The organism is Bacillus sp. KNSH39 (assembly GCF_052656585.1).
Genome location: NZ_JBQXYO010000001.1, coordinates 2,015,300 through 2,037,988, shown reverse-complemented (window position 1 = coordinate 2,037,988; position 22,689 = coordinate 2,015,300). Strand labels below are relative to the sequence as shown.

At 34.5% G+C, this 22,689-nt stretch carries 23 protein-coding genes; 18 read left to right on the top strand and 5 right to left on the bottom strand.

The genetic code is table 11. From position 1 onward, the window contains the following. The first annotated feature begins 48 nt into the window (after positions 1–48). The 3 genes from ACUL40_RS10250 to sspN all read left to right on the top strand — a co-directional run bounded on the left by ACUL40_RS10250 (position 49) and on the right by sspN (position 1,457). Positions 49–996, top strand: coding sequence for a 3'-5' exonuclease (locus ACUL40_RS10250; RefSeq protein WP_061457590.1), 948 nt, complete (start codon positions 49–51; stop codon positions 994–996). 139 nt (positions 997–1,135) lie between these two features. Then, positions 1,136–1,279, top strand: a complete 144-nt coding sequence (locus ACUL40_RS10245; protein ID WP_001254699.1) for an FbpB family small basic protein — start codon at positions 1,136–1,138, stop codon at positions 1,277–1,279. A gap of 43 nt (positions 1,280–1,322) precedes the next feature. After that, entirely contained in the window at positions 1,323–1,457 is a 135-nt protein-coding gene (gene sspN, locus ACUL40_RS10240) for an acid-soluble spore protein SspN (protein WP_000070190.1), read from the top strand. Positions 1,458–1,543: 86 nt separating this feature from the next. Here the strand turns inward: sspN and ACUL40_RS10235 are convergent, their stop codons facing one another. Then, on the bottom strand, positions 1,544–2,836 hold the full coding sequence (locus tag ACUL40_RS10235) for a glycosyl hydrolase family 18 protein (RefSeq protein WP_000614858.1): 1,293 nt from the start codon (positions 2,834–2,836) through the stop codon (positions 1,544–1,546). A gap of 109 nt (positions 2,837–2,945) precedes the next feature. Here ACUL40_RS10235 and ACUL40_RS10230 point away from each other — a divergent pair, with 109 nt between their 5' ends. Continuing rightward, positions 2,946–3,365: an acyl-CoA thioesterase gene (locus tag ACUL40_RS10230; protein ID WP_000495812.1), complete on the top strand. Its 420-nt coding sequence runs from the start codon at positions 2,946–2,948 to the stop codon at positions 3,363–3,365. A gap of 26 nt (positions 3,366–3,391) precedes the next feature. Here the strand turns inward: ACUL40_RS10230 and ACUL40_RS10225 are convergent, their stop codons facing one another. Both ACUL40_RS10225 and plsY read right to left on the bottom strand, forming a co-directional pair. Next, entirely contained in the window at positions 3,392–3,682 is a 291-nt protein-coding gene (locus ACUL40_RS10225) for a HesB/YadR/YfhF family protein (protein WP_001054453.1), read from the bottom strand. Positions 3,683–3,790: 108 nt separating this feature from the next. Further along, positions 3,791–4,387 (bottom strand): glycerol-3-phosphate 1-O-acyltransferase PlsY, encoded by a 597-nt coding sequence (gene plsY, locus ACUL40_RS10220; protein ID WP_000258974.1) that lies wholly within the window; start codon positions 4,385–4,387, stop codon positions 3,791–3,793. A gap of 225 nt (positions 4,388–4,612) precedes the next feature. Between plsY and ACUL40_RS10215 the strand changes: the two genes are divergently transcribed. The 8 genes from ACUL40_RS10215 (at position 4,613) to ACUL40_RS10180 (ending at position 15,619) form a co-directional block, all read left to right on the top strand. Next, positions 4,613–6,469: an anaerobic ribonucleoside triphosphate reductase gene (locus tag ACUL40_RS10215; protein ID WP_063220550.1), complete on the top strand. Its 1,857-nt coding sequence runs from the start codon at positions 4,613–4,615 to the stop codon at positions 6,467–6,469. Next, positions 6,466–6,918: an anaerobic ribonucleoside-triphosphate reductase activating protein gene (gene nrdG / locus ACUL40_RS10210; protein ID WP_000867076.1), complete on the top strand. Its 453-nt coding sequence runs from the start codon at positions 6,466–6,468 to the stop codon at positions 6,916–6,918. Before ACUL40_RS10215 ends, nrdG begins: the two co-directional genes overlap by 4 nt. An 18-nt stretch (positions 6,919–6,936) precedes the next feature. Continuing rightward, positions 6,937–7,614, top strand: coding sequence for a response regulator transcription factor (locus ACUL40_RS10205; RefSeq protein ID WP_001044679.1), 678 nt, complete (start codon positions 6,937–6,939; stop codon positions 7,612–7,614). Between the two features lie 203 nt (positions 7,615–7,817). Then, entirely contained in the window at positions 7,818–9,059 is a 1,242-nt protein-coding gene (locus ACUL40_RS10200) for a S1C family serine protease (protein ID WP_000542646.1), read from the top strand. Between the two features lie 79 nt (positions 9,060–9,138). Then, on the top strand, positions 9,139–9,552 hold the full coding sequence (locus ACUL40_RS10195) for a CoA-binding protein (RefSeq protein ID WP_000151390.1): 414 nt from the start codon (positions 9,139–9,141) through the stop codon (positions 9,550–9,552). 375 nt (positions 9,553–9,927) lie between these two features. Next, positions 9,928–11,892 (top strand): DNA topoisomerase IV subunit B, encoded by a 1,965-nt coding sequence (gene parE, locus ACUL40_RS10190; RefSeq protein ID WP_001062202.1) that lies wholly within the window; start codon positions 9,928–9,930, stop codon positions 11,890–11,892. 1 nt (position 11,893) lies between these two features. Beyond that, the gene (parC, locus tag ACUL40_RS10185) at positions 11,894–14,317 is read left to right on the top strand and encodes a DNA topoisomerase IV subunit A (protein WP_326038478.1); all 2,424 of its coding nucleotides are present in this window, start codon (positions 11,894–11,896) and stop codon (positions 14,315–14,317) included. A 270-nt stretch (positions 14,318–14,587) separates the two neighbouring features. After that, positions 14,588–15,619, top strand: coding sequence for an oxidoreductase (locus tag ACUL40_RS10180; RefSeq protein WP_224201122.1), 1,032 nt, complete (start codon positions 14,588–14,590; stop codon positions 15,617–15,619). A 55-nt stretch (positions 15,620–15,674) separates the two neighbouring features. On the opposite strand, the gene ACUL40_RS10175 is transcribed toward ACUL40_RS10180, so the two are convergent. Then, on the bottom strand, positions 15,675–16,118 hold the full coding sequence (locus tag ACUL40_RS10175) for a VOC family protein (protein WP_000171342.1): 444 nt from the start codon (positions 16,116–16,118) through the stop codon (positions 15,675–15,677). Between the two features lie 59 nt (positions 16,119–16,177). On the opposite strand from ACUL40_RS10175, the gene ACUL40_RS10170 reads away from it, so the two are divergent. Beyond that, entirely contained in the window at positions 16,178–17,146 is a 969-nt protein-coding gene (locus tag ACUL40_RS10170; RefSeq protein WP_002041615.1) for a helix-turn-helix transcriptional regulator, read from the top strand. A 94-nt stretch (positions 17,147–17,240) separates the two neighbouring features. Here ACUL40_RS10170 and ACUL40_RS10165 read toward each other — a convergent pair whose 3' ends face one another. Continuing rightward, entirely contained in the window at positions 17,241–17,843 is a 603-nt protein-coding gene (locus ACUL40_RS10165) for a TetR/AcrR family transcriptional regulator (RefSeq protein WP_002041614.1), read from the bottom strand. A 155-nt stretch (positions 17,844–17,998) separates the two neighbouring features. Between ACUL40_RS10165 and ACUL40_RS10160 the strand changes: the two genes are divergently transcribed. The 5 genes from ACUL40_RS10160 to ACUL40_RS10140 all read left to right on the top strand — a co-directional run bounded on the left by ACUL40_RS10160 (position 17,999) and on the right by ACUL40_RS10140 (position 22,494). Beyond that, positions 17,999–18,892: an ABC transporter ATP-binding protein gene (locus tag ACUL40_RS10160; RefSeq protein WP_000626569.1), complete on the top strand. Its 894-nt coding sequence runs from the start codon at positions 17,999–18,001 to the stop codon at positions 18,890–18,892. Beyond that, complete coding sequence (locus ACUL40_RS10155; protein ID WP_001041427.1) at positions 18,885–19,691, top strand: ABC transporter permease subunit; 807 nt, start codon at positions 18,885–18,887, stop codon at positions 19,689–19,691. Before ACUL40_RS10160 ends, ACUL40_RS10155 begins: the two co-directional genes overlap by 8 nt. 203 nt (positions 19,692–19,894) lie before the next feature. Next, the gene (locus tag ACUL40_RS10150) at positions 19,895–20,428 is read left to right on the top strand and encodes a sigma-70 family RNA polymerase sigma factor (RefSeq protein ID WP_326038477.1); all 534 of its coding nucleotides are present in this window, start codon (positions 19,895–19,897) and stop codon (positions 20,426–20,428) included. Between the two features lie 12 nt (positions 20,429–20,440). Then, complete coding sequence (locus ACUL40_RS10145) at positions 20,441–21,439, top strand: anti-sigma factor (RefSeq protein ID WP_134208893.1); 999 nt, start codon at positions 20,441–20,443, stop codon at positions 21,437–21,439. Positions 21,440–21,456: 17 nt separating this feature from the next. Beyond that, positions 21,457–22,494, top strand: coding sequence for an LCP family protein (locus ACUL40_RS10140; protein WP_000526726.1), 1,038 nt, complete (start codon positions 21,457–21,459; stop codon positions 22,492–22,494). Positions 22,495–22,689 lie beyond the last annotated feature (195 nt).

Below are 22,689 nucleotides of genomic sequence, written 5' to 3'. Positions count from 1 at the left end.
GATATGATGTAAGAAATATAATCGTTTAGAGATAAAGGAGTGTATGGAGTGGGGAATGTATCCTTACCGTTAGATTATGTTGTAATTGATTTTGAAACAACAGGATTTAACCCTTATAATGATAAAATTATTCAAGTTGCAGCGGTGAAATATCGTAATCATGAACTCGTAGATCAATTTGTTTCATACGTGAATCCAGAGCGGCCAATTCCGGACCGAATAACGAGTTTAACCGGTATTACCAATTATCGTGTTTCAGATGCACCGACGATTGAAGAGGTATTACCTTTATTTTTAGCATTTTTACATACAAATGTTATTGTGGCCCATAATGCTTCTTTTGATATGCGCTTTTTGAAAAGTAATGTAAATATGCTTGGGTTGCCTGAACCTAAAAATAAAGTAATTGATACTGTATTTTTAGCGAAGAAATACATGAAGCATGCGCCTAATCATAAACTTGAAACGTTAAAGCGAATGCTTGGAATTCGTTTAAGCTCTCATAATGCATTTGACGATTGCATTACGTGTGCTGCTGTTTATCAAAAGTGTGCAGCTATTGAAGAAGAAGGGAAACGAAAAGTAAATAAGGTTATGCTTGATGAAACTGCGGTATATGAAGCGGTGAAAGAAATACTTGCATGTAATAAACGTAATGTAGAATGGCTACGTTGTATGAACGTAGGAAGTTATTTAGATATAAAAGCTTTTTATCCAGTTATGAGAGTAAAGGTAAAAGGACGAAAGAAATATGTATTAACAGAGATATTAGAAGAAGATGTGAAAGAAATATGTACAAGCTTAAAATGTGAACCAGCGTTAAAAAGTGAAGTTGGTAATACGAGAATTATGCTTAATAGCTTAGAGGATGTTATGAGATTAGAAAGTTATATTTTAGAGCAGTATGATTTTGTATTACAGGCGCTTCATGATTATAAAGAAAATGAAATGAATGCAGATGAAAAGTTGAAAGAGTATTTAAATATTATGGTATAAAAAACTCCGTGTGCAATATATTGTACACGGAGTTTTTTTAGGAGTACTAAAACATAAAATTTTCTTACAAATCTGATTAAAGAGTTTTTCGTTTGCTCATACTATGTAATAAGAAAGCGAAGGAGAGAGGGTGAACAACATGAGAAGAAGTCGCCGTAAATCGTTTGAAGAACTTGTAAATGAAAATAAACAACAATTATTAAGCGATCGTGATGCAATTGATCGCATTGAAGAGCGCATTGAAAAACGTTATGAAATGAAACTTTTTAAGCAAGCTGAATAATTCTTAACACTAGTACGATACTAGTGTTAAGGAGGCGATAGTAATGAGTAATCCGAAAAAAAATTCAAAAGACTTTGCACCAAATCATATTGGAACACAATCGAAAAAAGCTGGTGGAAATAAAGGAAAGCAAATGCAAGATCAAACAGGTAAACAACCGATTGTTGATAACGGTTAAAAAGGAGAATGTTATCATTCTTCTTTTTTGTGAGGAAATGAAAGATGAGTTTTTAGCAGTAATATGAAAAAAAGGGCTGACTTTTGTCAGCCCTTTTTCGTAATCGTAAAATTTTCAACGAGTAAACGCCAATTTTGTGGGAATGGTAAACCGATTTTCCAGTAACTAATACCACCTATACCTTGTTCTTTCATTAAATTGAATTTACTTTGAACAGACCGTGAATCTTCAAACCAAACTTCGTGTTGCACGCCGTTTTCATCAAAATAATTAAAATGAGGAGCTTGGGCTGTGAAATCATAACGAATAGGGACATTATATTTACGAGCTAGTGCAACAGCTGCGACAGAGCTAATTGCTTTTGCGGGTGGATTTCCTTGTTTAAATGGAAGCTTCCAATCAAACCCGTATAAATTTTGCCCCATCATAATTTTTTGGGGAGGCATTTGAGATTTTGCATATTGAAGTACTTCTTTCACCGGACCGATAGGAGAAATTGCCATCGGTGGCCCGCCCTGCCATCCCCAGTCATATGTCATAATGACGACGAAATCAACAATTTGCCCTTGCGCTTTATAATCGTGAGCTTCGAAAAATTTTCCCTTTTGATTTGAACTTGTTTTCGGTACGAGAGTTGTGCTCAATGTGTACCCGCTAGGTAAGCGTGTTTTTACATTTCGTAAAAAGCGATTATACGCCTCGCGGTCTTCAGGTGCTACACTCTCGAAATCGAAATGAATGTCTCGCATGCCATATTTTTGAGCTGTTTGCAAAATGTTAGTAATAAATTTGTTTTGAATCGTTGCGTCGCGTAAAATAACCGATGTTAGATCGGCACTGAAATTACCATTTTCAATATTTGTAATAACGAGCATAGGGATTGTTTTACCCTGCGTTGCAATATTAGCGATTTTAGCTGTTTCAGTAGGTTCTTTTAATGTGCCATCTCTTTTTGCCTCAAAACTAAAATAAGCTAAGTATGTTAAAAATGGATTGATGGCACGTGTAGCATTAACTAAACTCTCTTTAATCGGTATAGTGGAAGGCTGTAAATAAGCGATGGATTCTACAGCTCGTTTTGTACCTTTTGGTACGTATAATTGTTGTCCGACATGGAGAATAGATTTTAAAGATAAATTATTAACTTTAGCTAAACTAGCGAGGGGGACATTATATGTTTGAGAGATTCGATATAGGCTGTCACCAGGCTGTACATAATAATTATTCCCTTTCGTATTAACGATAAGTGCCTGACCAACAACGAGCGTTTCAGCTGGATTTAATCCATTGTCTTTTACTATTTCGTCAGGTGTTGATCCATATTTTGATGCCAAGCTATATACGCTATCACCACTACGAACCGTTACAATTTGAATCATATGCTTGCTCCTTTCGGGAAAAGATTCACTATTTTTATTTTATTTTTGATGTCACTGTATTATGATTAAATGTATGCAAGGTAGCAGAAGTGAAAGAAGGCGAATACATATGTTTGTAGCAGAACATGAAGTTGAAATCCGTTATGCGGAAACAGATCAAATGGGTGTTGTTTACCATTCAAACTACTTAGTGTGGCTTGAGTTAGGTCGCACGAAACTTATACAAGATTTAGGTTTTTCATATGTTGAAATGGAGAAAGAAGGAATTATTTCTCCTGTGTTAGATTTACAAATTTCATACCGTAAAGCGATGCGTTACGGAGAAAAAGCAATCGTAAAAACATGGGTAGATACTGTGAGCCCACTTCGCGTTGTATATGGATATGAAATATATAATGGTGATGGTGAACTTTGTATTACTGCAAGTACAACGAATATTTGTGCGAAAAAAGAAGGGTTCCGCCCTGTATCATTTAAAAAGTTATATCCTGAGTGGTATGCGAAATATGAGGAAATTAAGAAAAAATAAAAAAGCGTGGCAGAAGCCACGTTTTTTTATTTTTCATAATTAAATTGTGGGAAGTCGTCACCTTCGTTAAGTGTAACAGATAAATTATGTCCATCGAAGAACCATTCATCATCGCCTTCAATAAAGAAGTTAATACCTTCTTCTTGAATTTGAACAGCAGGATGTGCAGGATCATCTTTACGAATACCTAAAGAAAGTCCTTTTTGCACAGTACTGCAACCACCGTATTGTACGAAAAAGCGTAGTGTTTCATTTGATTGTAAGTTTAATTCATTTTTATACCATTGTGCTGCTTCTTTTGTTACGGAAAGATTCATGTATAGTTCCTCCAAATTATGTTGCTTTTTCTTTAGTATAAAAAATAACGCAAAAAGACGCTATTAATATGCTTCACGTTTTCTTTTTGCGTTATGTGGGTTACGATCTTATTTTTGCTTTTTTGAAAAGTTTGCTTTTGGTTCAGTTTTATTTATAATTCGTCCGATATTTGCACGGTGTTTATAAATAACCATACCTGCTAATAAACACATCGCAATAATGAAGATTTTATCCCCGCTAACAATGGATGCAATAACAGCAACAACTGCTGTTACCATAGAAGAAAGTGATACGTATCTTGTTGTAAATAAAAGGGTGAAAAATACAACAGCCAATATTGCAAAAACAACTGGTGAATAGCATAATAGCACCCCAGCAGAAGTTGCAACTGCTTTACCACCGCGGAATTTCGCGAAGATTGGATAGACATGTCCAAGAACAGCCGCTAACCCGAACCATAGTGGATGAATATCTAATCCGAAAATCATTGGTAGACTTGTTGCTAATGTCCCTTTTAAAATGTCAGCAATTGTAACGGTAAAACCTGCTTTTTTCCCTAATGTGCGGAATGTGTTTGTTCCGCCTAGATTACCGCTCCCGTGCTCACGAATATCGATTCCGTAGCCGATTTTTCCAACAACTAGTGCAAATGGAATCGAGCCAAGTAAGTAGGCAACGATAAATAAAAGATATGTAGTAACCATAAGTTCAGTCTCCTTTATTCAAATGTGTTGATAAAGGGTAAAAAGAGTTTTTCCCGTATATTGTACCATACATTTGTAAAGAGCACATTTCTTTTTTGTAAATGAAAAATTCATTATTTCGTGAAAAAAATTTCACAGTAATGTTACATTTCTCACAGAAACAGTAAGACTATATGTAGTAACATTTTAATCAAAAGATAACAACATATTGGTGGAGGGTTATAAATGTTACAAAATAATACACGTGGAGAAGAATTAATGAAAGTGTTTGAGACAATAGTCCACGGCAATGAACAAGATTTGATGCAAGAAAATGCAAATGTAGACGGCCGCTCTCCAATGGGCGTAATGGGAACGTTCGCATCTGAGAGTGCAAAATATTATGCTGTTGAGAATTTATTGTCAGATCAAGTGAAAAAAGCGATAAATGAAAATATATTATATCCACATGATTTAGATTTTTATGCAACAGGAACGACGACTTGTTCACAAATTCCGTTAGCGCAAATGCTTGCTAACGGTTTTCATACTGGACATGGACATATGAGACAACCGCAAGACATTAAAAGTGCATTGGCTCTTTCGTCTATTATTTTTCAAGCGAATCAAAATATGCAGCATGGTGGTCAATCGTTTGCACTCTTTGATATTGATTTAGCACCTTATGTACGAAAAACAATTGAGAGACATAAAAAACGATTACAATCATATCCGCTTACGAAAGAACAAATAGAAGAATTTGCATGGAAAGAAACGGAAAATGATACGTATCAAGCGTGTGAGGCTTTCGTTCATAATTCGAATAGTATGCATAGTAGGGGCGGAGGACAAGTACCGTTTATTTCTATTAATTATGGAACAGATACATCAAAAGAAGGAAGAATGTTAATTAAACAACTTTTAAAAGCGACACAAGCTGGACTTGGTAAAGGAGAGACACCGATTTTTCCGATTCAAATTTTCAAGATGAAAAAAGGTGTGAATTTTGAAGAAAGTGATCCGAACTACGATTTATTTGAATTAGCATTAGAGACAACCGCAGAGCGATTATTCCCTAACTTTTCATTTTTAGATGCTCCGTTTAATGCAGTGCATTATGATGGAAGACCAGAAAGTGAAGTATGTTACATGGGATGTCGTACCCGTGTTATGTCTAATATACATGGAGAAGAAACAGCGATTGGTAGAGGGAATTTATCATTTACGTCTATTAATTTAGTGAAATTAGCGTTAATTAGTGGTTCAAAAGAAGCGTTTTTTGAAGCGCTAAACTATTATTTAGATTTAGGAATTAAGCAGCTATTAGAAAGATATGCGTATCAATGTACGAAGCGAGCAAGAGATTTTCAGTTTTTATATTCACAAGGTGTATGGCGTGGTGGAGAAACGTTGCAGCCTGAAGACTCCGTAGCCTCGATTTTAAAACAAGGGACGTTAAGTATTGGTTTTATCGGTCTTGCGGAATGTTTAGTAGCTTTAACAGGAAAGCATCATGGGGAAGATGAAGAATCATGGAAACTTGGGTATGAAATTATTTCCTTTATGAGAGATAGAATGGATAAAGCGACAGAAGAACATCAACTGAATTTCTCAGTAATTGCAACTCCAGCAGAAGGATTATCAGGGAAGTTTGTGAAAAAAGATAGAAAAGAATTTGGCGTGATTAGCGGCATAACGAACCATAATTACTATACGAATTCATTCCATATTCCAGTTTATTATAACATTCAAGCGATAAATAAAATTCGTTTAGAAGGTCCGTTCCATGCTCTATGTAACGGGGGACATATTACTTATATTGAACTAGACGGAGCAGCAATGCATAACAAAAAGGCATTAAAACAAATTGTACAAGCCATGGCAGAACATGGCGTTGGATACGGTTCAATTAATCATCCTGTTGACCGTTGTAAGTGCTGTAGTTATCACGGGGTTATTGGGAATGAATGTCCAAGTTGCGGGAATGAAGATGAGGCTAATATAGAAAGAATTCGCCGTATAACAGGCTATCTTGTAGGAGATATGTCAAAGTGGAATAGTGCGAAACGTAGTGAAGAGATAGATCGGGTGAAACATAAATGAAAGTGATGAATATTATTCATGATAGTGTAGTAGATGGAGAAGGATTGCGGACAGTCGTGTTTTTTGCGGGCTGTCCGCATCGTTGCGTTGGTTGCCACAATCCGAAATCGTGGAATATTTGCAACGGAACGGAAATGACAGTAGAAGAAATTGTGAAAGAGATTGCAAGTAATCCATTAACTGATGTAACATTTTCAGGTGGAGATCCATTTTTTCAAGCTGCTGAAGTGAAAAAGGTAGCAAAAATCGTGAAAGATTTGAAAAAAAACCTATGGATGTATACAGGTTATACGTTAGAAGAGATACAGAGTTCTCAAAATAATGATATGATAGAGTTGTTACATTATGGGGATGTTTTAGTCGATGGAAGGTTTGAAATTGAGGAAAAAGATTTAACACTTCCATTTCGCGGAAGCTCCAATCAACGTATTATTCGATTGAAAGAGTAAAAAGGCGGGATAGATTATATGAACAAAACGGTATTGCTTGTTGAAGATGAAAGAAGATTACGTGAAATTGTTAGTGATTATTTTCGTAATGAAGGCTTTGAAGTAATCGAAGCAGAAGATGGAAAAAAAGCGCTAGAGTTATTTGCAGAGCATGAAATTGATTTAATTATGTTAGATATTATGTTACCGGAAATAGATGGATGGTCTGTTTGTAGAAGAATTAGAAAAGAATCAGCAGTACCAATTATTATGTTGACAGCGCGTTCGGATGAGGATGATACATTGCTAGGTTTCGAATTAGGTGCAGACGAGTATGTAACGAAACCATTTAGCCCGAAAGTATTAGTAGCTCGTGCAAAGACGTTATTGAAACGTGCGGATGGTGCGGTAGGAGTAGCGGAAGAAAATGCTATGTCTTTAGCTGGAATAGAAGTGAATCGTCTATCTAGAACTGTTTTAGTAGATGGAGAAGAAATTATATTGACACATAAAGAATTTGAACTTCTTGTGTATTTAATGGAGAACAAAGGAATTGTGTTATCACGTCAACATTTATTAGACCAGTTATGGGGATATGACTATTACGGTGATGACCGAACGGTTGATACCCATATTAAAAAACTTCGAAATAAGCTAGGAGATAAAGCGAAGCATATCGGTACTGTTATTCGAGTTGGTTATAAATTTGAAGAATAATCTAGAACGATTTGTGTAATTTAGCCTAGGGAAATGGTAATTTTATACTCTCTTTTGAAGGTAAAATGTACAAAAAATACTTTTTTTGTCTACAATGTTAGATAAGTGTATTTTTTTAATTGGATTTCACGATGAGTTCACAAGAAGGACACAAAACGTGACTATACTGAAAATACGAATTCACCAGAGAGGGGAAATAAAACATGGGATATTACGACGGACCAAATTTAAATGAAGAGCATAGTGAAACGAGAGAAGTGAGAAAATCAGGTAGTAAAAAAGGCTATTTCTTCACAGGTTTAGTGGGAGCTGTAGTCGGAGCGGTTTCGATTAGTTTTGCAGCACCATATATGCCATGGGCTCAAAATAATGGAGCGCCAGTATCATCATTTAGTTCGGATTCAAAAGTAGAAGGTACTGTAGTTCCTGTTGTAAATAAAGCGAAAAATGAAACTGATTTACCTGGTATGATTGAAGGGGCGAAAGATGTTGTTGTAGGTGTTATTAATATGCAACAAAGTGTTGATCCATTTGCAATGCAACCGACAGGTCAAGAACAACAAGCCGGTTCAGGATCAGGTGTTATTTATAAAAAAGCAGGAAATAAAGCATATATTGTAACAAACAACCACGTAGTAGATGGAGCAAATAAACTTGCTGTGAAGCTGAGCGACGGAAAGCAAGTTGATGCGAAATTAGTTGGTAAGGACCCTTGGTTAGACTTAGCGGTTGTTGAAATTGATGGATCTAATGTAAATAAAGTTGCCACTTTAGGTGATTCAAGTAAACTTCGTGCGGGTGAAAAAGCCATTGCAATCGGTAATCCACTTGGATTTGATGGAAGTGTAACGGAAGGTATAATCAGTAGTAAAGAACGCGAAATTCCGGTTGATATTGATGGGGATAAACGACCAGATTGGCAAGCACAAGTTATTCAAACGGATGCAGCGATTAATCCAGGTAATAGTGGTGGTGCATTATTTAACCAAAATGGTGAAATAATTGGGATTAATTCAAGTAAAATTGCACAACAAGAAGTTGAAGGAATTGGATTTGCTATTCCAATTAACATCGCAAAACCAGTTATTGAATCTCTTGAAAAAGATGGAGTAGTAAAACGTCCAGCTCTTGGAGTAGGTGTTGTTTCACTAGAAGATGTGCAAGCTTATGCAGTCAATCAATTGAAAGTACCGAAAGAAGTAACAAACGGCGTTGTATTAGGTAAAATTTACCCAATATCACCAGCTGAAAAAGCTGGTTTAGAGCAATATGATATTGTAGTAGCATTAGATAATCAAAAAGTAGAGAATGCTCTTCAATTCCGTAAATATTTATATGAAAAGAAAAAAGTAGGCGAGAAAGTAGAAGTTACATTCTACCGTAACGGTCAAAAAATGACGAAATCGGCTACTTTAGCAGATAATTCAGCTACAAAGAATCAATAATCGAAATAAAAGAAAGTCTCTTTCATATTGAAAGAGACTTTCTTTATCGGCTATACTAAAGGAATAGGAGGGATTAATTATGACAATTGAAAACCCAACTCGTACGGAAATTGGTGAAGTGTTAAAGAAAAGCAAAACAATTGCGGTTGTTGGATTATCAGATAAGCCAGAACGTACATCGTATATGGTTTCAAAAGCAATGCAAGATGCTGGATACCGCATTATTCCAGTTAATCCAACAGTAGATGAGGTGCTCGGAGAAAAGGCAGTTTCTTCACTAAAGGATATTAAGGAACACGTTGACATTGTAAATGTATTTCGTCGCTCAGAGTTTTTAATGGATGTTGCAAAAGAATTTGTAGAGATTGATGCAGATGTTTTTTGGGCACAATTAGGAGTACAAGATGAGGATACATATAAACTTTTAAAAGAAAAAGACTATACTGTAATAATGGATCGTTGTATTAAAGTAGAACATGCGATGACAAAATAGTATAGATTTAAAGGTAGAAAGATTGATTCAGCCCTCATTATAGATAAGTAGGGCCGATGAACGAGGTGTTCATCATGAGATTTTTTAAAGGCTGTTTTTGGGGATTGTTACTTGTAATCCCATTTTGGATCTTGATCATTTGGATCATAATAAAGGTTTGGAATGTGTAATCTTGGAATACATATCCATTTCTCGTTGACAAACGATTATTTTTCTGAAATAGTAGCCTAGAGGAATCCTTGTGAGAAAACAAGGATTTTTCTATTGAAAATGGTATATAAAAGAGATAAGATAACTTGCCAAAACGATAGTCGAGGCGTTATTCTATAATAGAAACATATGTTCTGATTTTGGATTAGGAAAGGGGCAAGGAGTTTGGCGAAGCATCAGTTCCAATATAATGAAGATGCGATTCAAGTGTTAGAAGGACTTGAAGCCGTTCGAAAACGCCCGGGTATGTATATCGGGAGCACGGACAGCCGTGGATTGCATCATTTAGTATATGAAATAGTAGATAACTCCGTTGACGAAGCGTTAGCGGGATTTGGCGACGAAATTTCAGTCGTAATACATAAAGATAATAGTATTAGCGTTATAGATAAAGGGCGAGGAATGCCTACGGGAATGCATAAACTTGGGAAACCTACACCTGAAGTTATTTTAACTGTACTTCATGCCGGTGGTAAGTTTGGTCAAGGTGGTTACAAAACGAGTGGTGGTTTACACGGTGTTGGGGCATCGGTTGTAAACGCCTTATCAGAATGGTTAGTCGTAACGATTAAGCGTGACGGAAATATTTACGAACAACGCTTTGAAAATGGCGGTGTTCCTGTAACGACGCTTGAGAAAATCGGGAAGACGAAAGAGTCTGGTACTACGATGCATTTCAAACCAGATACAACGATTTTCAGCACAACAAATTATAATTATGAAACATTATGTGAGAGATTACGTGAATCTGCATTCTTATTAAAAGGAATGAAAATCTCAATAAAAGATGAACGAAATGATTTAGAGGATGTATTTCATTATGAAACGGGAATTGAAGCTTTCGTTTCCTATTTAAACGAAGAAAAAGATTCCATTCATCCAGTTGTATATTTCACTGGTGAACAAAATGGAATTGAAGCAGAACTAGCATTTCAATTTAACGATGGCTACTCAGAAAACATTTTATCGTTTGTAAATAACGTACGTACAAAAGATGGTGGAACACACGAAGCTGGATTTAAAACAGCGATGACGCGTGTGTTTAACGAGTATGCTCGTAAAGTAGCACTATTAAAAGAAAAAGATAAAAACTTAGAAGGTACAGATATTCGTGAAGGTGTAGCGGCTATCGTTTCGGTACGTGTACCAGAAGAAGTGCTTCAGTTTGAAGGGCAAACGAAGGGGAAACTAGGTACAAGTGAAGCGCGTTCTTCAATTGATGCCATTGTATCTGAGCATTTAGCATACTTTTTAGAAGAAAATCCTGATGTAGCTACACTTCTTGTGAGAAAAGCAATTAAAGCAGCACAAGCACGTGAAGCAGCCCGTAAAGCAAGAGAAGAAGCGCGTAGTGGTAAGAAGAAGAAAAAATCAGAAGGTACGTTAAGCGGGAAATTAACACCTGCACAATCACGTAACCCGCAAAAAAATGAACTATACCTAGTAGAGGGTGACTCTGCCGGTGGTTCTGCAAAACAAGGACGAGACCGACGTTTCCAGGCCGTATTACCGCTACGTGGTAAAGTAATTAATACAGAAAAAGCAAAGCTTGCTGATATCTTTAAGAATGAAGAGATTAATACAATCATTTATGCGATTGGCGGCGGTGTAGGAAATGAATTTGATGTTGAAGATATTAACTACGATAAAGTTGTAATTATGACCGATGCCGATACGGATGGGGCTCATATTCAAGTATTGTTATTAACGTTCTTCTACAGATATATGAAGCCACTTATCGAAGCTGGTAAAGTATTTATCGCACTTCCTCCTTTATACAAAGTAAGTAAAGGAAAAGGTAAGAGTGAGGTAATTGAATACGCTTGGTCAGATGAGGAATTAGACGGTGTAACGAAAAAAGTTGGAAAAGGCTATATGTTACAACGTTATAAAGGACTTGGTGAAATGAATGCGGATCAATTATGGGAAACAACAATGAATCCTGAAACGCGTACATTAATTCGCGTGAAAATTGATGATGCAGCTAGGGCAGAGCGCCGCGTTACAACGTTAATGGGCGATAAAGTAGAACCGCGCCGTAAATGGATTGAACGTAATGTACAGTTTGGTATGCAAGAAGAAGGAAATATTTTAGAAAATGAAATGATTATGGAGACGGAGGTGGAATAACATGCAAGCAGAGAAGTTTCATGACCTCCCGCTTGAAGACGTGTTAGGTGATCGCTTTGCACGTTATAGTAAATATATTATTCAAGATCGTGCACTTCCAGATGCGCGTGACGGCTTAAAGCCAGTACAAAGACGTATTTTATATTCTATGTATGTAGAAGGTAATGTACATGATAAAGCGTTCCGTAAGTCAGCTAAAACAGTCGGTAACGTTATTGGTAATTATCATCCACATGGTGATTCCTCTGTATATGAGGCGATGGTACGTTTAAGCCAAACTTGGAAAGTACGTAATGTTTTAGTTGAAATGCATGGTAATAACGGTAGTGTTGACGGGGATCCAGCAGCAGCAATGCGTTATACGGAAGCTCGTTTATCACCAATTGCATCTGAGTTATTACGTGATCTTGATAAAGAAACAGTAGAATTCGTATCAAACTTTGATGATACGAGTGAAGAACCAGTTGTATTACCAGCAGCGTTCCCGAATTTATTAGTGAACGGATCTACAGGGATTTCCGCTGGTTATGCAACAGAAATTCCTCCGCATCATCTTGGAGAAGTTATTGATGCTACAATGATGCGTATTGATAAGCCAAATAGTACTGTTGATGATTTATTAACAGTTATGAAAGGACCAGATTTCCCAACAGGCGGTATTATTCAGGGGATTGATGGTATTAAAAAGGCGTATGAAACAGGTAAAGGTAAAATTATTATTCGCGGAAAAGCAGAAGTTGAAACAGTGCGTGGTGGGAAACAACAAATTGTAATCACTGAAATTCCTTACGAAGTGAATAAGGCAAACCTTGTAAAGAAAATGGATGAATTACGTCTAGATAAAAAGTTAGATGGTATTGCTGAAGTGCGTGATGAGACAGATCGTACTGGTTTACGAATTGTTGTTGAATTAAAGAAAGAAGCAAACGCCGAAGGTATTTTAAATTATTTATATAAAAATACAGATTTGCAAATTCCATATAACTTTAATATGGTAGCGATCAATAATCGTCGTCCAACACTTATGACATTACCGAAAATTTTAGATGCTTATATTGGACATCAAAAAGAGGTTATTACGAGACGTTCGCAATATGAATTAAGAAAAGCAGAAAATCGTCAACATATTGTAGAAGGTTTAAAGAAAGCATTATCGATTTTAGACGAAGTAATTGAGACAATTCGAGCTTCAAAAGATAAACGTAACGCGAAAGATAATTTAAGTGCAAAATTTGGCTTTACAGAAGCACAGGCAGAAGCAATTGTTTCCTTGCAATTATATCGCTTAACGAATACAGACATTACGGCGTTACAAGAAGAAGCAGATGAGCTTAATAAGAAAATTATTGAGCTACAGGCAATTTTACAAAGTGAAAAAAGATTACTTCAAGTAATTAAAACTGATTTAAAGAGAGTTAAGAAAACGTATAGTGATGATCGACGCGCGATTATTGAAGATCAAATCGAGGAAATTAAAATCGATGTAGAAGTGATGATCCCACAAGAAGATGTCATCGTTACTGTAACGAAAGAAGGATATGTGAAACGTACTGGATGGCGCTCACATAATGCCTCAAACGGCAAAGACTTCGGTATGAAAGAGGGTGACATCTTACTTGAACGATTCGATACGAATACGACAGAGACAGTCCTCTTATTTACGAATAAAGGAAACTATATATATCTGCCAGTATACGAAATGCCAGATATTCGTTGGAAAGATTTAGGTCAGCACGTTGCTAATATCGTTTCACTCGACCGGGATGAAACAATCATTTGGGCAACGGTTGTACCGAACTTTGAGGAAGAAAAACGATTTATCGTATTTGTAACAAGAAATGGTATGATAAAGAAAACAGAATTAAATCAATATAAAGTTCAGCGTTATTCAAGAGCATTCGTTGCTGTAAACTTGAAAAAAGATGATGAAGTTGTCGATATATTTGCGACAGATGGAACGAGTGATATCGTTCTTGCTACACACGGTGCATATGCACTTATTTTCCATGAAGAGGAAGTAAGTCCAGTCGGTGTAAGAGCTGCTGGAGTGAAAGCAATTAATTTAAAAGAAGATGACTATGTCGCTTCTGGTAAACCGTTAAATGGTGACAAAGATCAACTTATTCTCGTAACACAGCGCGGTGCTGTAAAACGCCTAAAAGCATCAGAAATTGAGAAATCAACGAGGGCGAAGCGAGGTCTTGTTATTTTCAAAGAATTAAAACGTAATCCGTACCGCATTGTCGGTATTGAAATCGTTCGGGACGATGAATTAGTTTACATGAAGACAGAGAAAAACATTGTAGAAGAAATTGATCCGAAAGCGTATCGAAATAAAGACCGGTATAGTAATGGTAGCCTTGTGCTAGATGTTAATGATACTGGTGAAGTAGTAGAAACGTGGACGAAGAAAAGACCAGAATAAAGAGGGCATCTTGCTATGAATAGTAGCAAGATGCTTTTTTCTAGGCAATTTATTATGTAAATAATAATAATCTTGTTATAATAACTGAATGAAATCGTTCTCATAAAGTGAAACTTTAATCAATGGGGAGTTTCTTCATCCTCACTGATTATTAGTTGAACCAATCGGGCTTTAACAAGCAGTTGATTCCTCACCTAATGCCTTAGCTTTCACTGAATTTTGAGTTAGGAATCTTACTGCCCGTTAAAGCGGGACAAATGGAGGGGCAACATGAAAAAAATAGGTGTAGGGATTGTAGGATTTGGTTTTTCTAGTACGACATTTCATATCCCACTATTACAAACAATAGAAGAATATGATATTCGTGCTGTATTATCCTCAAAAGAAGAGGTAGTAAAAGAAACATTACCAAACGCTAATGTTGTTAGTACAATTGATGAATTGGTGAAGCGAGCTGATGTTGACTTAGTTGTTATTACATCACCTAATACAACTCATTTTCCATATGTAAAAGAAGCAATTTTAAAAGGTAAGCATGTTGTTGTAGAAAAACCATTTGTTGTCTCAATTGAAGAAGGGGAAGAGCTTATTTCATTAGCAGAGCAGCATAATGTAATGTTAAGCGTATATCATAATCGTCGTTTTGATAATGATTTCTTAACAATTAAGAAATTGTTAGGAGAAAACAGAGTAGGGAATGTATACGCATATGAATCGAATTTTGATCGTTTCCGTCCACATGTACGTGATCGATGGAGAGAAAAAAATCTACCAGGCTCCGGTATATTATACGATTTAGGATCGCATTTAATTGACCAAGCGTTATCAATATTCGGGAAACCAGATGCGATAAGTGCAGATGTAATAAAACAACGACCAGGTGCAGAGGTGGATGATTATTTCCACATAGTACTTCATTACGGAGTTAAACGTGTCATTTTACGTAGTAGCAGTTATGTGAAAAAAGCTGGACCACATTTTATAGTGCATGGAGAGAAAGGTTCTATCGTGAAGTACGGTATGGATTCGCAGGAAGAGCAATTAAAAAATGGAATGAAGCCAGGTGATAACGGTTATGGAGTAGACGATGAAGAGAATTTTGCTACTTTAGAAACAGAAGAAAGCTTAGAGCGTATTCCAACAGAAGTCGGTTGTTATGACAATTATTATAAAGGTGTACGAGATAGTATATTAAATGGTGAGGAACTACCTGTAACAGCAAAAGAAGGTTTAGATGTTATTAAAATGATTCAATTAGCGATTGAAAGTAGTGAAAAGGGTAGAGTCATTTCTATAAAATAAAAAGACACGAAATTCGTGTCTTTTTTATTAGGAATATGTGAATATGATTAATTAATTAGTTTAGTCGTTTATCATACATTAATTGGATTTGTATGCCATAAGGATCTTCAATAATACCATATGCTTCACTAAATATATTTTTTTCTAGCGGAGAGATTATTTTCACATGCTTATCGGAAATTAAATTATTATAAAACCGTTGTATTTCTTCTAAATTAGCGCTTTGAATGCAAAGTGACATGTTATTTCCAACGTTATAACGTTCATTATGCTTCATTGTATCTTCTGCTATCATTAGCTTTGTATTCCCAATTTGTAAAACAGAGTGAGCAATATGATCTTTATTTTCACTTGTAATTTTAAAAGAACTATCTCTTTTCGCCAGTTCTTCATACGTAACAATCATTAATTTTTTGGCTTCTAAATTACGTGTATAAAAGTTAATCGCCTCCTTTGCTTGCCCGTTCATTGAAAGAAAAATAGCTATCTCTAATGTCATAAATATATAACTCCTTTATTAGTTGATAATTATAATATAGATTAAAAAGGTTTCAATACATGATACCTTTTTGGGAGGGAAATATGAAAAAAACTGAACGAATAAATGACATGCTTATTTTCTTAAATAATAAAAGATATTTTAATTTAAAAGATTTAATGGCTAGATATGATATTTCTAAAAGTACTGCGTTGCGAGATATTCAATCATTGGAAGAAATAGGTGTACCCATATATTCTGAATTAGGTAGAAATGGAAGTTATAAAATTATAGAAAATAGTGTGTTATCGCCAATTTATTTTAGTGTGGATGAAATGTATGCGTTATACTTTTCAATTCTTACGCTAAATGGATACAAGACAAAACCATTTAATGTAGAAAGTATTGCGCTTGAAAATAAATTTAAACATGTATTACCTGATAATGTGAGTAAAAATATTTCAATTATGGAACGAACGCTTTCCTTTGAAGTAACAAATCATAGTAATTTTAGTCCGTTCTTAAAAGAAATTTTACAGGGAATTTTTGCTGAGCAAGTTTATCATTTAACATATTTAAAAAAAGGTGAGGAGAAAGCATTGGTTGCCCAATTTATTCGAATAGAATCTAAATTTGGCCAGTGGTATGCTAAAATCTTTAATTTTGAGACAAATCATGTTCAAATAATTAGATGTGATAAAATTCTTTCTATTGTGGAAACAAGCAATGTTCATCCAAAAAATCTTGAAGAATTATTAAGTTATCTTACTACCTTTCACAGAAAGTCTGATGCAATTGATTTTAGCGTCATTGTTAATCAAAAAGGAAAAGACATTTTTGATAAAGAGAATTACCCTTCCATGAGGTTGCAAAAGGAAAATGAAAATTACATTATAACAGGCTATTTTAACAAGCAAGAATCTGATTTTATTTCAAATTATTTTCTGAATTTCGGTGAAACGATTATTTCAATTCAGCCTGTTATGCTAAAAGAGTTAATCTATAATAAGGTGTTATCTATAAAGCAGCATTTAACTTCTTTAAGATAAAGTTAGTTTTAGCTATTTATTTGATATGAAAAAGCCCTTGAGATTTAAATATCCAAAGGGCTTTTTGGTGATTGTATTTGTTTTTTAGAAACAATTATTTTTCTGGGACGGACAGTCCATAAAAGAACATCGTAACGATATCTTTTATATGTTTTTCCCGATCTCCTTCAAGAAGTTGTGCTCCAAATTCATCACCTAATTTTGTAAACATTTGAATGTAAAGTAACATCATTTCTTTAGTAAGGTGTGGATTAATTTCGTTTTTGCGCTGAGCTTGTTCTAATATTTCTAAATACCAGGGTAGGATTTTTTCATTTTGATAACTATAAATAAACTTACGGAGTTCTTCGTCCCTTTGCATCATTTGTAGTAACATATCAGGTTGAAATAATCCGCCAGTATTCATTTTTCTTACAATCATTTTTTGCATCATATCATGAAAAGGTAATTTTTCTTCTGCAAGCTCTTTATAATATTGAAATTCAGATATGATAAATTCTTGTATAAGCTCCCTAAATAACGCATCTTTACTTCCGAAATGATTATAAATTGTAACTTGAGAAACGTTTGCTTCTTTTGCGATATGTTCTATTTTCACTTCATTAAATCCACGTTCTGAAAATAATACGAATGCTGCTTCTTTAATGGCACGCTTTTTCTTTTCTTTTACTCTTTCAAAGCCGTTCAATGCAATCACCTCACTTAAAATATACAAGAAAAAATAATGGAAAACAATAATTTTGAAATATGGACTAATAAATATTTCAAAAAATTGTTGCGAATATGGAAGGTGAGGAGTACAATAATTTTGAAATATCACATATTCAATATTTCAAAAAATGAGGTGGAATTATGATTTCAGTTCAAGATGTCACAAAACAGTTTTCGAATGGAAAAGGTTTGTTTCATATTACATTTGATGTAAAAGAGGGAGAAGTATTTGGTTATTTAGGACCGAATGGTGCCGGAAAATCAACGACGATTCGTAATTTAATGGGATTTATAAAACCGACAGCTGGTAAAGCGACAATTTTTGGATTAGATTGTTGGAATGAAGCAGCGAAAATTCAAAGGGAAGTTGGTTACTTGCCAGGTGAAATTTCTTTTATTGAAGGAATGAATGGATTAGAGTTTTTAAAATTAATGCAGGGAATGCGTGGATTAAAGGATACGAAAAGACGAGATGAACTGATAGAGCGTCTGCAATTTGATGTGAAAACACCGATTCGCAAAATGTCTAAAGGAATGAAGCAAAAAGTAGGGATAGTCGCTGCATTTATGCACGATCCAGAGGTGTTAATTTTAGATGAACCAACATCTGGACTTGATCCACTTATGCAACAAGTGTTTATAGATTTAATATTAGAGGAAAAGCAAAGAGGAAAAACAATCCTAATGTCATCACATATTTTTACTGAAATTGAGAGAACTTGTGACAGAGTAGCTATTATTAAAGATGGTCGACTCGTAACGGTTGAAAATATTCACGATTTACAAAGTATGAGAAGACAGGTGATAGATGTAACAGTATCATCACAAGAAGAGATTGAGTCCCTTACAAAGTGTAATTTGCAATTTGAAGCGGTAAAAGGTAGAGAGGCATCTATCATTGTACAAGGAAACTATCAAACTGTTTTACAAACACTTTCAAACTATAATGTAACGGCACTTCAAACGAGAGCGATGGATTTAGAACATTTATTTATGCATTATTACGATAAGAAAGAAGGGGTAACGCATGAATAAGCAATTATTTTTAGCTAGTTTGAAAGAAACACAAAAAAGTATTTTGAGTTATGCGTCTGGTGCAGCTTTATATCTGTGGTTATTAATTTGGATATTCCCGTCAATGGTATCAGCGAAAGGGCTAAATGAATTAATAGCTGCCATGCCTGATAGTGTGAAAAAAATCGTTGGTATGGAAAGTCCGATTCAAAACGTAATGGATTTTCTAGCGGGCGAATACTATAGTCTATTGTTTATTATCATTTTAACAATTTTTTGCGTAACAGTTGCGACACATTTAATTGCTCGTCATGTAGATAAAGGAGCAATGGCATACTTGCTAGCAACACCTGTATCTAGAGTGCAAATTGCGATTACACAAGCTGCTGTTCTCATATTGGGACTTCTAATTATTGTATCTGTTACGTATGTAGCTGGGTTAGTAGGTGCAGAATGGTTTTTACAAGATAACAACTTAAATAAAGAATTATTTTTGAAGATAAATGTAGTCGGAGGGCTCATATTTTTAGTCATTAGTGCGTATTCATTTTTCTTTTCTTGTATATGTAATGACGAAAGAAAAGCACTAAGTTATTCAGCGAGTTTAACTATTTTATTTTTCGTATTGGATATGGTAGGGAAGTTAAGTGATAAGTTAGAATGGATGAAAAACCTATCATTATTCACGCTGTTTCGTCCGAAAGAAATTGCTGAAGGATCATATAATATATGGCCGGTAAGTATAGGTTTAACTACTGTAGCGCTTTGTATTTTTATCGTAGCGATTGTATTATTTAGGAAGAGGGATTTACCGTTATAGAGTAGAAAGTCCACTGAGAAAGTGGGCTTTTTTTATTTGTAAATTTAAACTAGTATGTTTATCGCATAACACTTATAAAGGATATTTATCTTTTTAATTAAGAAAATATTCAAAAAAATGAACCTTTTTCTAGGTTCATACGTCTAATACATGTAAAGTTAAATTGGAAGTGATGAAGTGAGGATGAAACAGGAGGAGCAATTGTGAAAGTAATCCCTTTATATAAAATGATTGTAAAAGAAGAAACGGGTGTTTCTTTAGCGAAAAAAGGTGATCATGAAGCCTTTATAGCGCTTATACATACAGAAAAAGCGAAGATGTATCGAATAGCAAAGGCGATGTTACGTGATGAGACAAATATAGAGGATGCGATACAGACAACAATTTTAAAAGCCTATGAAAATATAAAAAAATTAAAAAAAGAAGAATTTTTTCAAACTTGGTTAATTCGAATACTAATAAATGAGTGTAACAATATTATTAGAGCGTATAAAAATGTAATTGTGACAGAAGAGAATGATTACATTATGAGTGCGTGTGATCAGTATGAAGATATAGATTTGTGTAATGCGATTCAATCGTTACATGAAGAATTAAGAGCTGTTACGGTGCTTTATTACTATGAAGACATGCATCAAGAGAGTATAGCAAAGCTGTTAGAAATACCGAAAGGAACAGTGAAATCAAGATTATCACGTGCGAGGGAACAACTACAAAAACGATTAAAGATGGAATAGGGGGTGTAAAGGATGGATAATGAAAAATTATTTGATGAGAAATTAAAAAAGAGAATAAAAGATGAAAATGTTATAGTACCTCCAGAGTTAAATGAAAAGATTAATAGCACGCTACATAATCTTAAGGTAAAAAAGAAGAGTTACAAAATTCATATGATGATAATTAGTGCAGCGGTTTGTATACTTTCAGTGGTATCTATGTCTGAGTTTTCTATACAAAGTTTTGCACAAAATGGTGGAGTATTTGAATATGTAAAGAAAAAAGCGTTTTCTGATTATGAAAATGAAGAAGAAATAAAATCGAATGTACATTATCCAGATAAAGAAAAGATTCATCAAAAAATGCTAGATTCTATTGATTATTTTAAAAATATTTCAGGACAATTTGAGGAATATTCTAGCTCATCAAGAATTGCTACAACATATAAGTATGCGATTGATACGGAGAAACAAAGAGGTATCTCTTCGAAAGAAGATAAACTAGCCAAAAAACGAACAATTATATATAACGAGGGGAAGAAAAAAGAGTTTGATGATGAGAAGTATACCTATAAAGAGACAAAATGGAACCCGAAAGAAAGAAACAATGAACTATTAAAATTAAATCCTACGGAAAGGTTAGTGAGAAAATCAGATGAGAAAAAGAGATATGATGATGAATATGTAGGGCTAGCTAAATATAGTATTCAATCAGAATTCGCAGATTTATTAATTCGATATAAAGATTGGAATTATAAAGAAACGAAATATCTTGGATTAGATTGTTACAAAATTGAAGGAGTTATAAACATAGAGATGCCTGTTAGCACCTCTGAAGATTTAAGAGGGAAATTCGAAATGGTTGTGGAGAAAAATACAGGGATTATGTTGAAATTTCTTAGTTTTCAAGAAGGCTTGATTCAATATTCAGTTACGACTGAATGGATACAAATAGATAAGGGATTGAAAGAAAGTATGTTTCAAAAGGATAGCGCTAAATATGAAAAAATGAAAAACATATTGGATGAATAGAAACAGGAGGAGAGTAAATGGGGAATCATTCATCTTTAAGAGAAGAGAAAAATAAGCAAAAATATAAAAAGAAAAAGATAATAAGTTTACTACTGGCGGTATTACTATTTGGTGGAATTGGCTATGGGGCCTATGTATATATGAAAACTTCTAGTCTTGTACAAAAATCTAATTTGAATTTAGCACGAGGTGAAAAATCCAATTTACGTGAGAAATCTGTAAAGCCAATTGCAAATCATGTTTCACTTTTAATTATGGGAATTGATGAAAATCAAGAACGACAAAAGGAATATAATGGTGCATTTCATACAGATGCATTATTGTTAGCGACTTTTAATAAAGACGATAAAACAGTGAAATTAACGAGCATACCGCGTGATACATATACATATGTTCCAGTTGAAAAGAAAAAAGATAAAATAACCCATGCATATGGAAGTGGTTTCGTTAAAAATGGTAAAGATGGAGGACCGCAAGCTTCTGTGGAAGCGGTAGAAAAATTGTTACAGGTGCCTGTTGATTATTTTGTGAAATTTAATTTTGGTTCCTTTACTAAAATTGTTGATGGGTTAGATGGTATTGAAGTGGATGTCCCAGTTGAATTTACGGAGCAAAATAGTAAAGATGAACCTGATGCGATTCATTTGAAAAAAGGATTACAAAAATTAAATGGGGAAGAAGCACTTGCACTAGCAAGAACGCGCCATATTGATAGTGATGCAATGAGAGGACAGCGCCAACAACTTGTTATTGAAGCGATTTTAAGTAAATTAAAAAGTGTAGGATCGATTACGAAGCTAGAAAAAATAGTTGAGGCGGTTGATGGTGATTTTAAAACAAATTTAGTAATGGATGATATTTTATCTTTTTATAAATACGGTTTAAACGGTTCAGTTGAAAAAATACAATTAGCTGGTGATGATTTATACTTACCTAATGGCCCAAACGGGCAACGTGTATATTATTATAATCCTAATAAAAAAGATCTACAGAGTTTGAGTAATACTCTTAGAACACATCTAGGATTAAGTGAAAAACAGATTGAGGAGAATTAAAGCAGATGTAATGTCTGCTTTTTTATTACGTTAAATAGTATGTCTTTTATTCGTGAATATTATATACTATTTTCAGGTTTAAGATAATAGTGTAACATAAAATTATAGTTTAAGTTAAATAACAGGGGGGCTATTACATAGAATATATCATTAGCAATTATTGAAATAGTATGGCAGAAATGAAAATACAGGGGA

Coding starts and splice junctions, on each gene's coding strand:
- ACUL40_RS10200 (WP_000542646.1), top strand. CDS start 7,818: ATGGGATATTACGACGGACCAAATTTAAATGAAGAGCATAGTGAAACG.
- parC (WP_326038478.1), top strand. CDS start 11,894: ATGCAAGCAGAGAAGTTTCATGACCTCCCGCTTGAAGACGTGTTAGGT.
- ACUL40_RS10235 (WP_000614858.1), bottom strand. CDS start 2,836: ATGATTCAAATTGTAACGGTTCGTAGTGGTGATAGCGTATATAGCTTG.
- ACUL40_RS10225 (WP_001054453.1), bottom strand. CDS start 3,682: ATGAATCTTTCCGTAACAAAAGAAGCAGCACAATGGTATAAAAATGAA.
- ACUL40_RS10215 (WP_063220550.1), top strand. CDS start 4,613: ATGTTACAAAATAATACACGTGGAGAAGAATTAATGAAAGTGTTTGAG.
- ACUL40_RS10195 (WP_000151390.1), top strand. CDS start 9,139: ATGACAATTGAAAACCCAACTCGTACGGAAATTGGTGAAGTGTTAAAG.
- ACUL40_RS10175 (WP_000171342.1), bottom strand. CDS start 16,118: ATGACATTAGAGATAGCTATTTTTCTTTCAATGAACGGGCAAGCAAAG.
- ACUL40_RS10170 (WP_002041615.1), top strand. CDS start 16,178: ATGATACCTTTTTGGGAGGGAAATATGAAAAAAACTGAACGAATAAAT.
- ACUL40_RS10145 (WP_134208893.1), top strand. CDS start 20,441: ATGGATAATGAAAAATTATTTGATGAGAAATTAAAAAAGAGAATAAAA.
- ACUL40_RS10140 (WP_000526726.1), top strand. CDS start 21,457: ATGGGGAATCATTCATCTTTAAGAGAAGAGAAAAATAAGCAAAAATAT.
- sspN (WP_000070190.1), top strand. CDS start 1,323: ATGAGTAATCCGAAAAAAAATTCAAAAGACTTTGCACCAAATCATATT.
- ACUL40_RS10160 (WP_000626569.1), top strand. CDS start 17,999: ATGATTTCAGTTCAAGATGTCACAAAACAGTTTTCGAATGGAAAAGGT.
- plsY (WP_000258974.1), bottom strand. CDS start 4,387: ATGGTTACTACATATCTTTTATTTATCGTTGCCTACTTACTTGGCTCG.
- ACUL40_RS10155 (WP_001041427.1), top strand. CDS start 18,885: ATGAATAAGCAATTATTTTTAGCTAGTTTGAAAGAAACACAAAAAAGT.
- ACUL40_RS10205 (WP_001044679.1), top strand. CDS start 6,937: ATGAACAAAACGGTATTGCTTGTTGAAGATGAAAGAAGATTACGTGAA.
- ACUL40_RS10245 (WP_001254699.1), top strand. CDS start 1,136: ATGAGAAGAAGTCGCCGTAAATCGTTTGAAGAACTTGTAAATGAAAAT.
- ACUL40_RS10230 (WP_000495812.1), top strand. CDS start 2,946: ATGTTTGTAGCAGAACATGAAGTTGAAATCCGTTATGCGGAAACAGAT.
- nrdG (WP_000867076.1), top strand. CDS start 6,466: ATGAAAGTGATGAATATTATTCATGATAGTGTAGTAGATGGAGAAGGA.
- ACUL40_RS10180 (WP_224201122.1), top strand. CDS start 14,588: ATGAAAAAAATAGGTGTAGGGATTGTAGGATTTGGTTTTTCTAGTACG.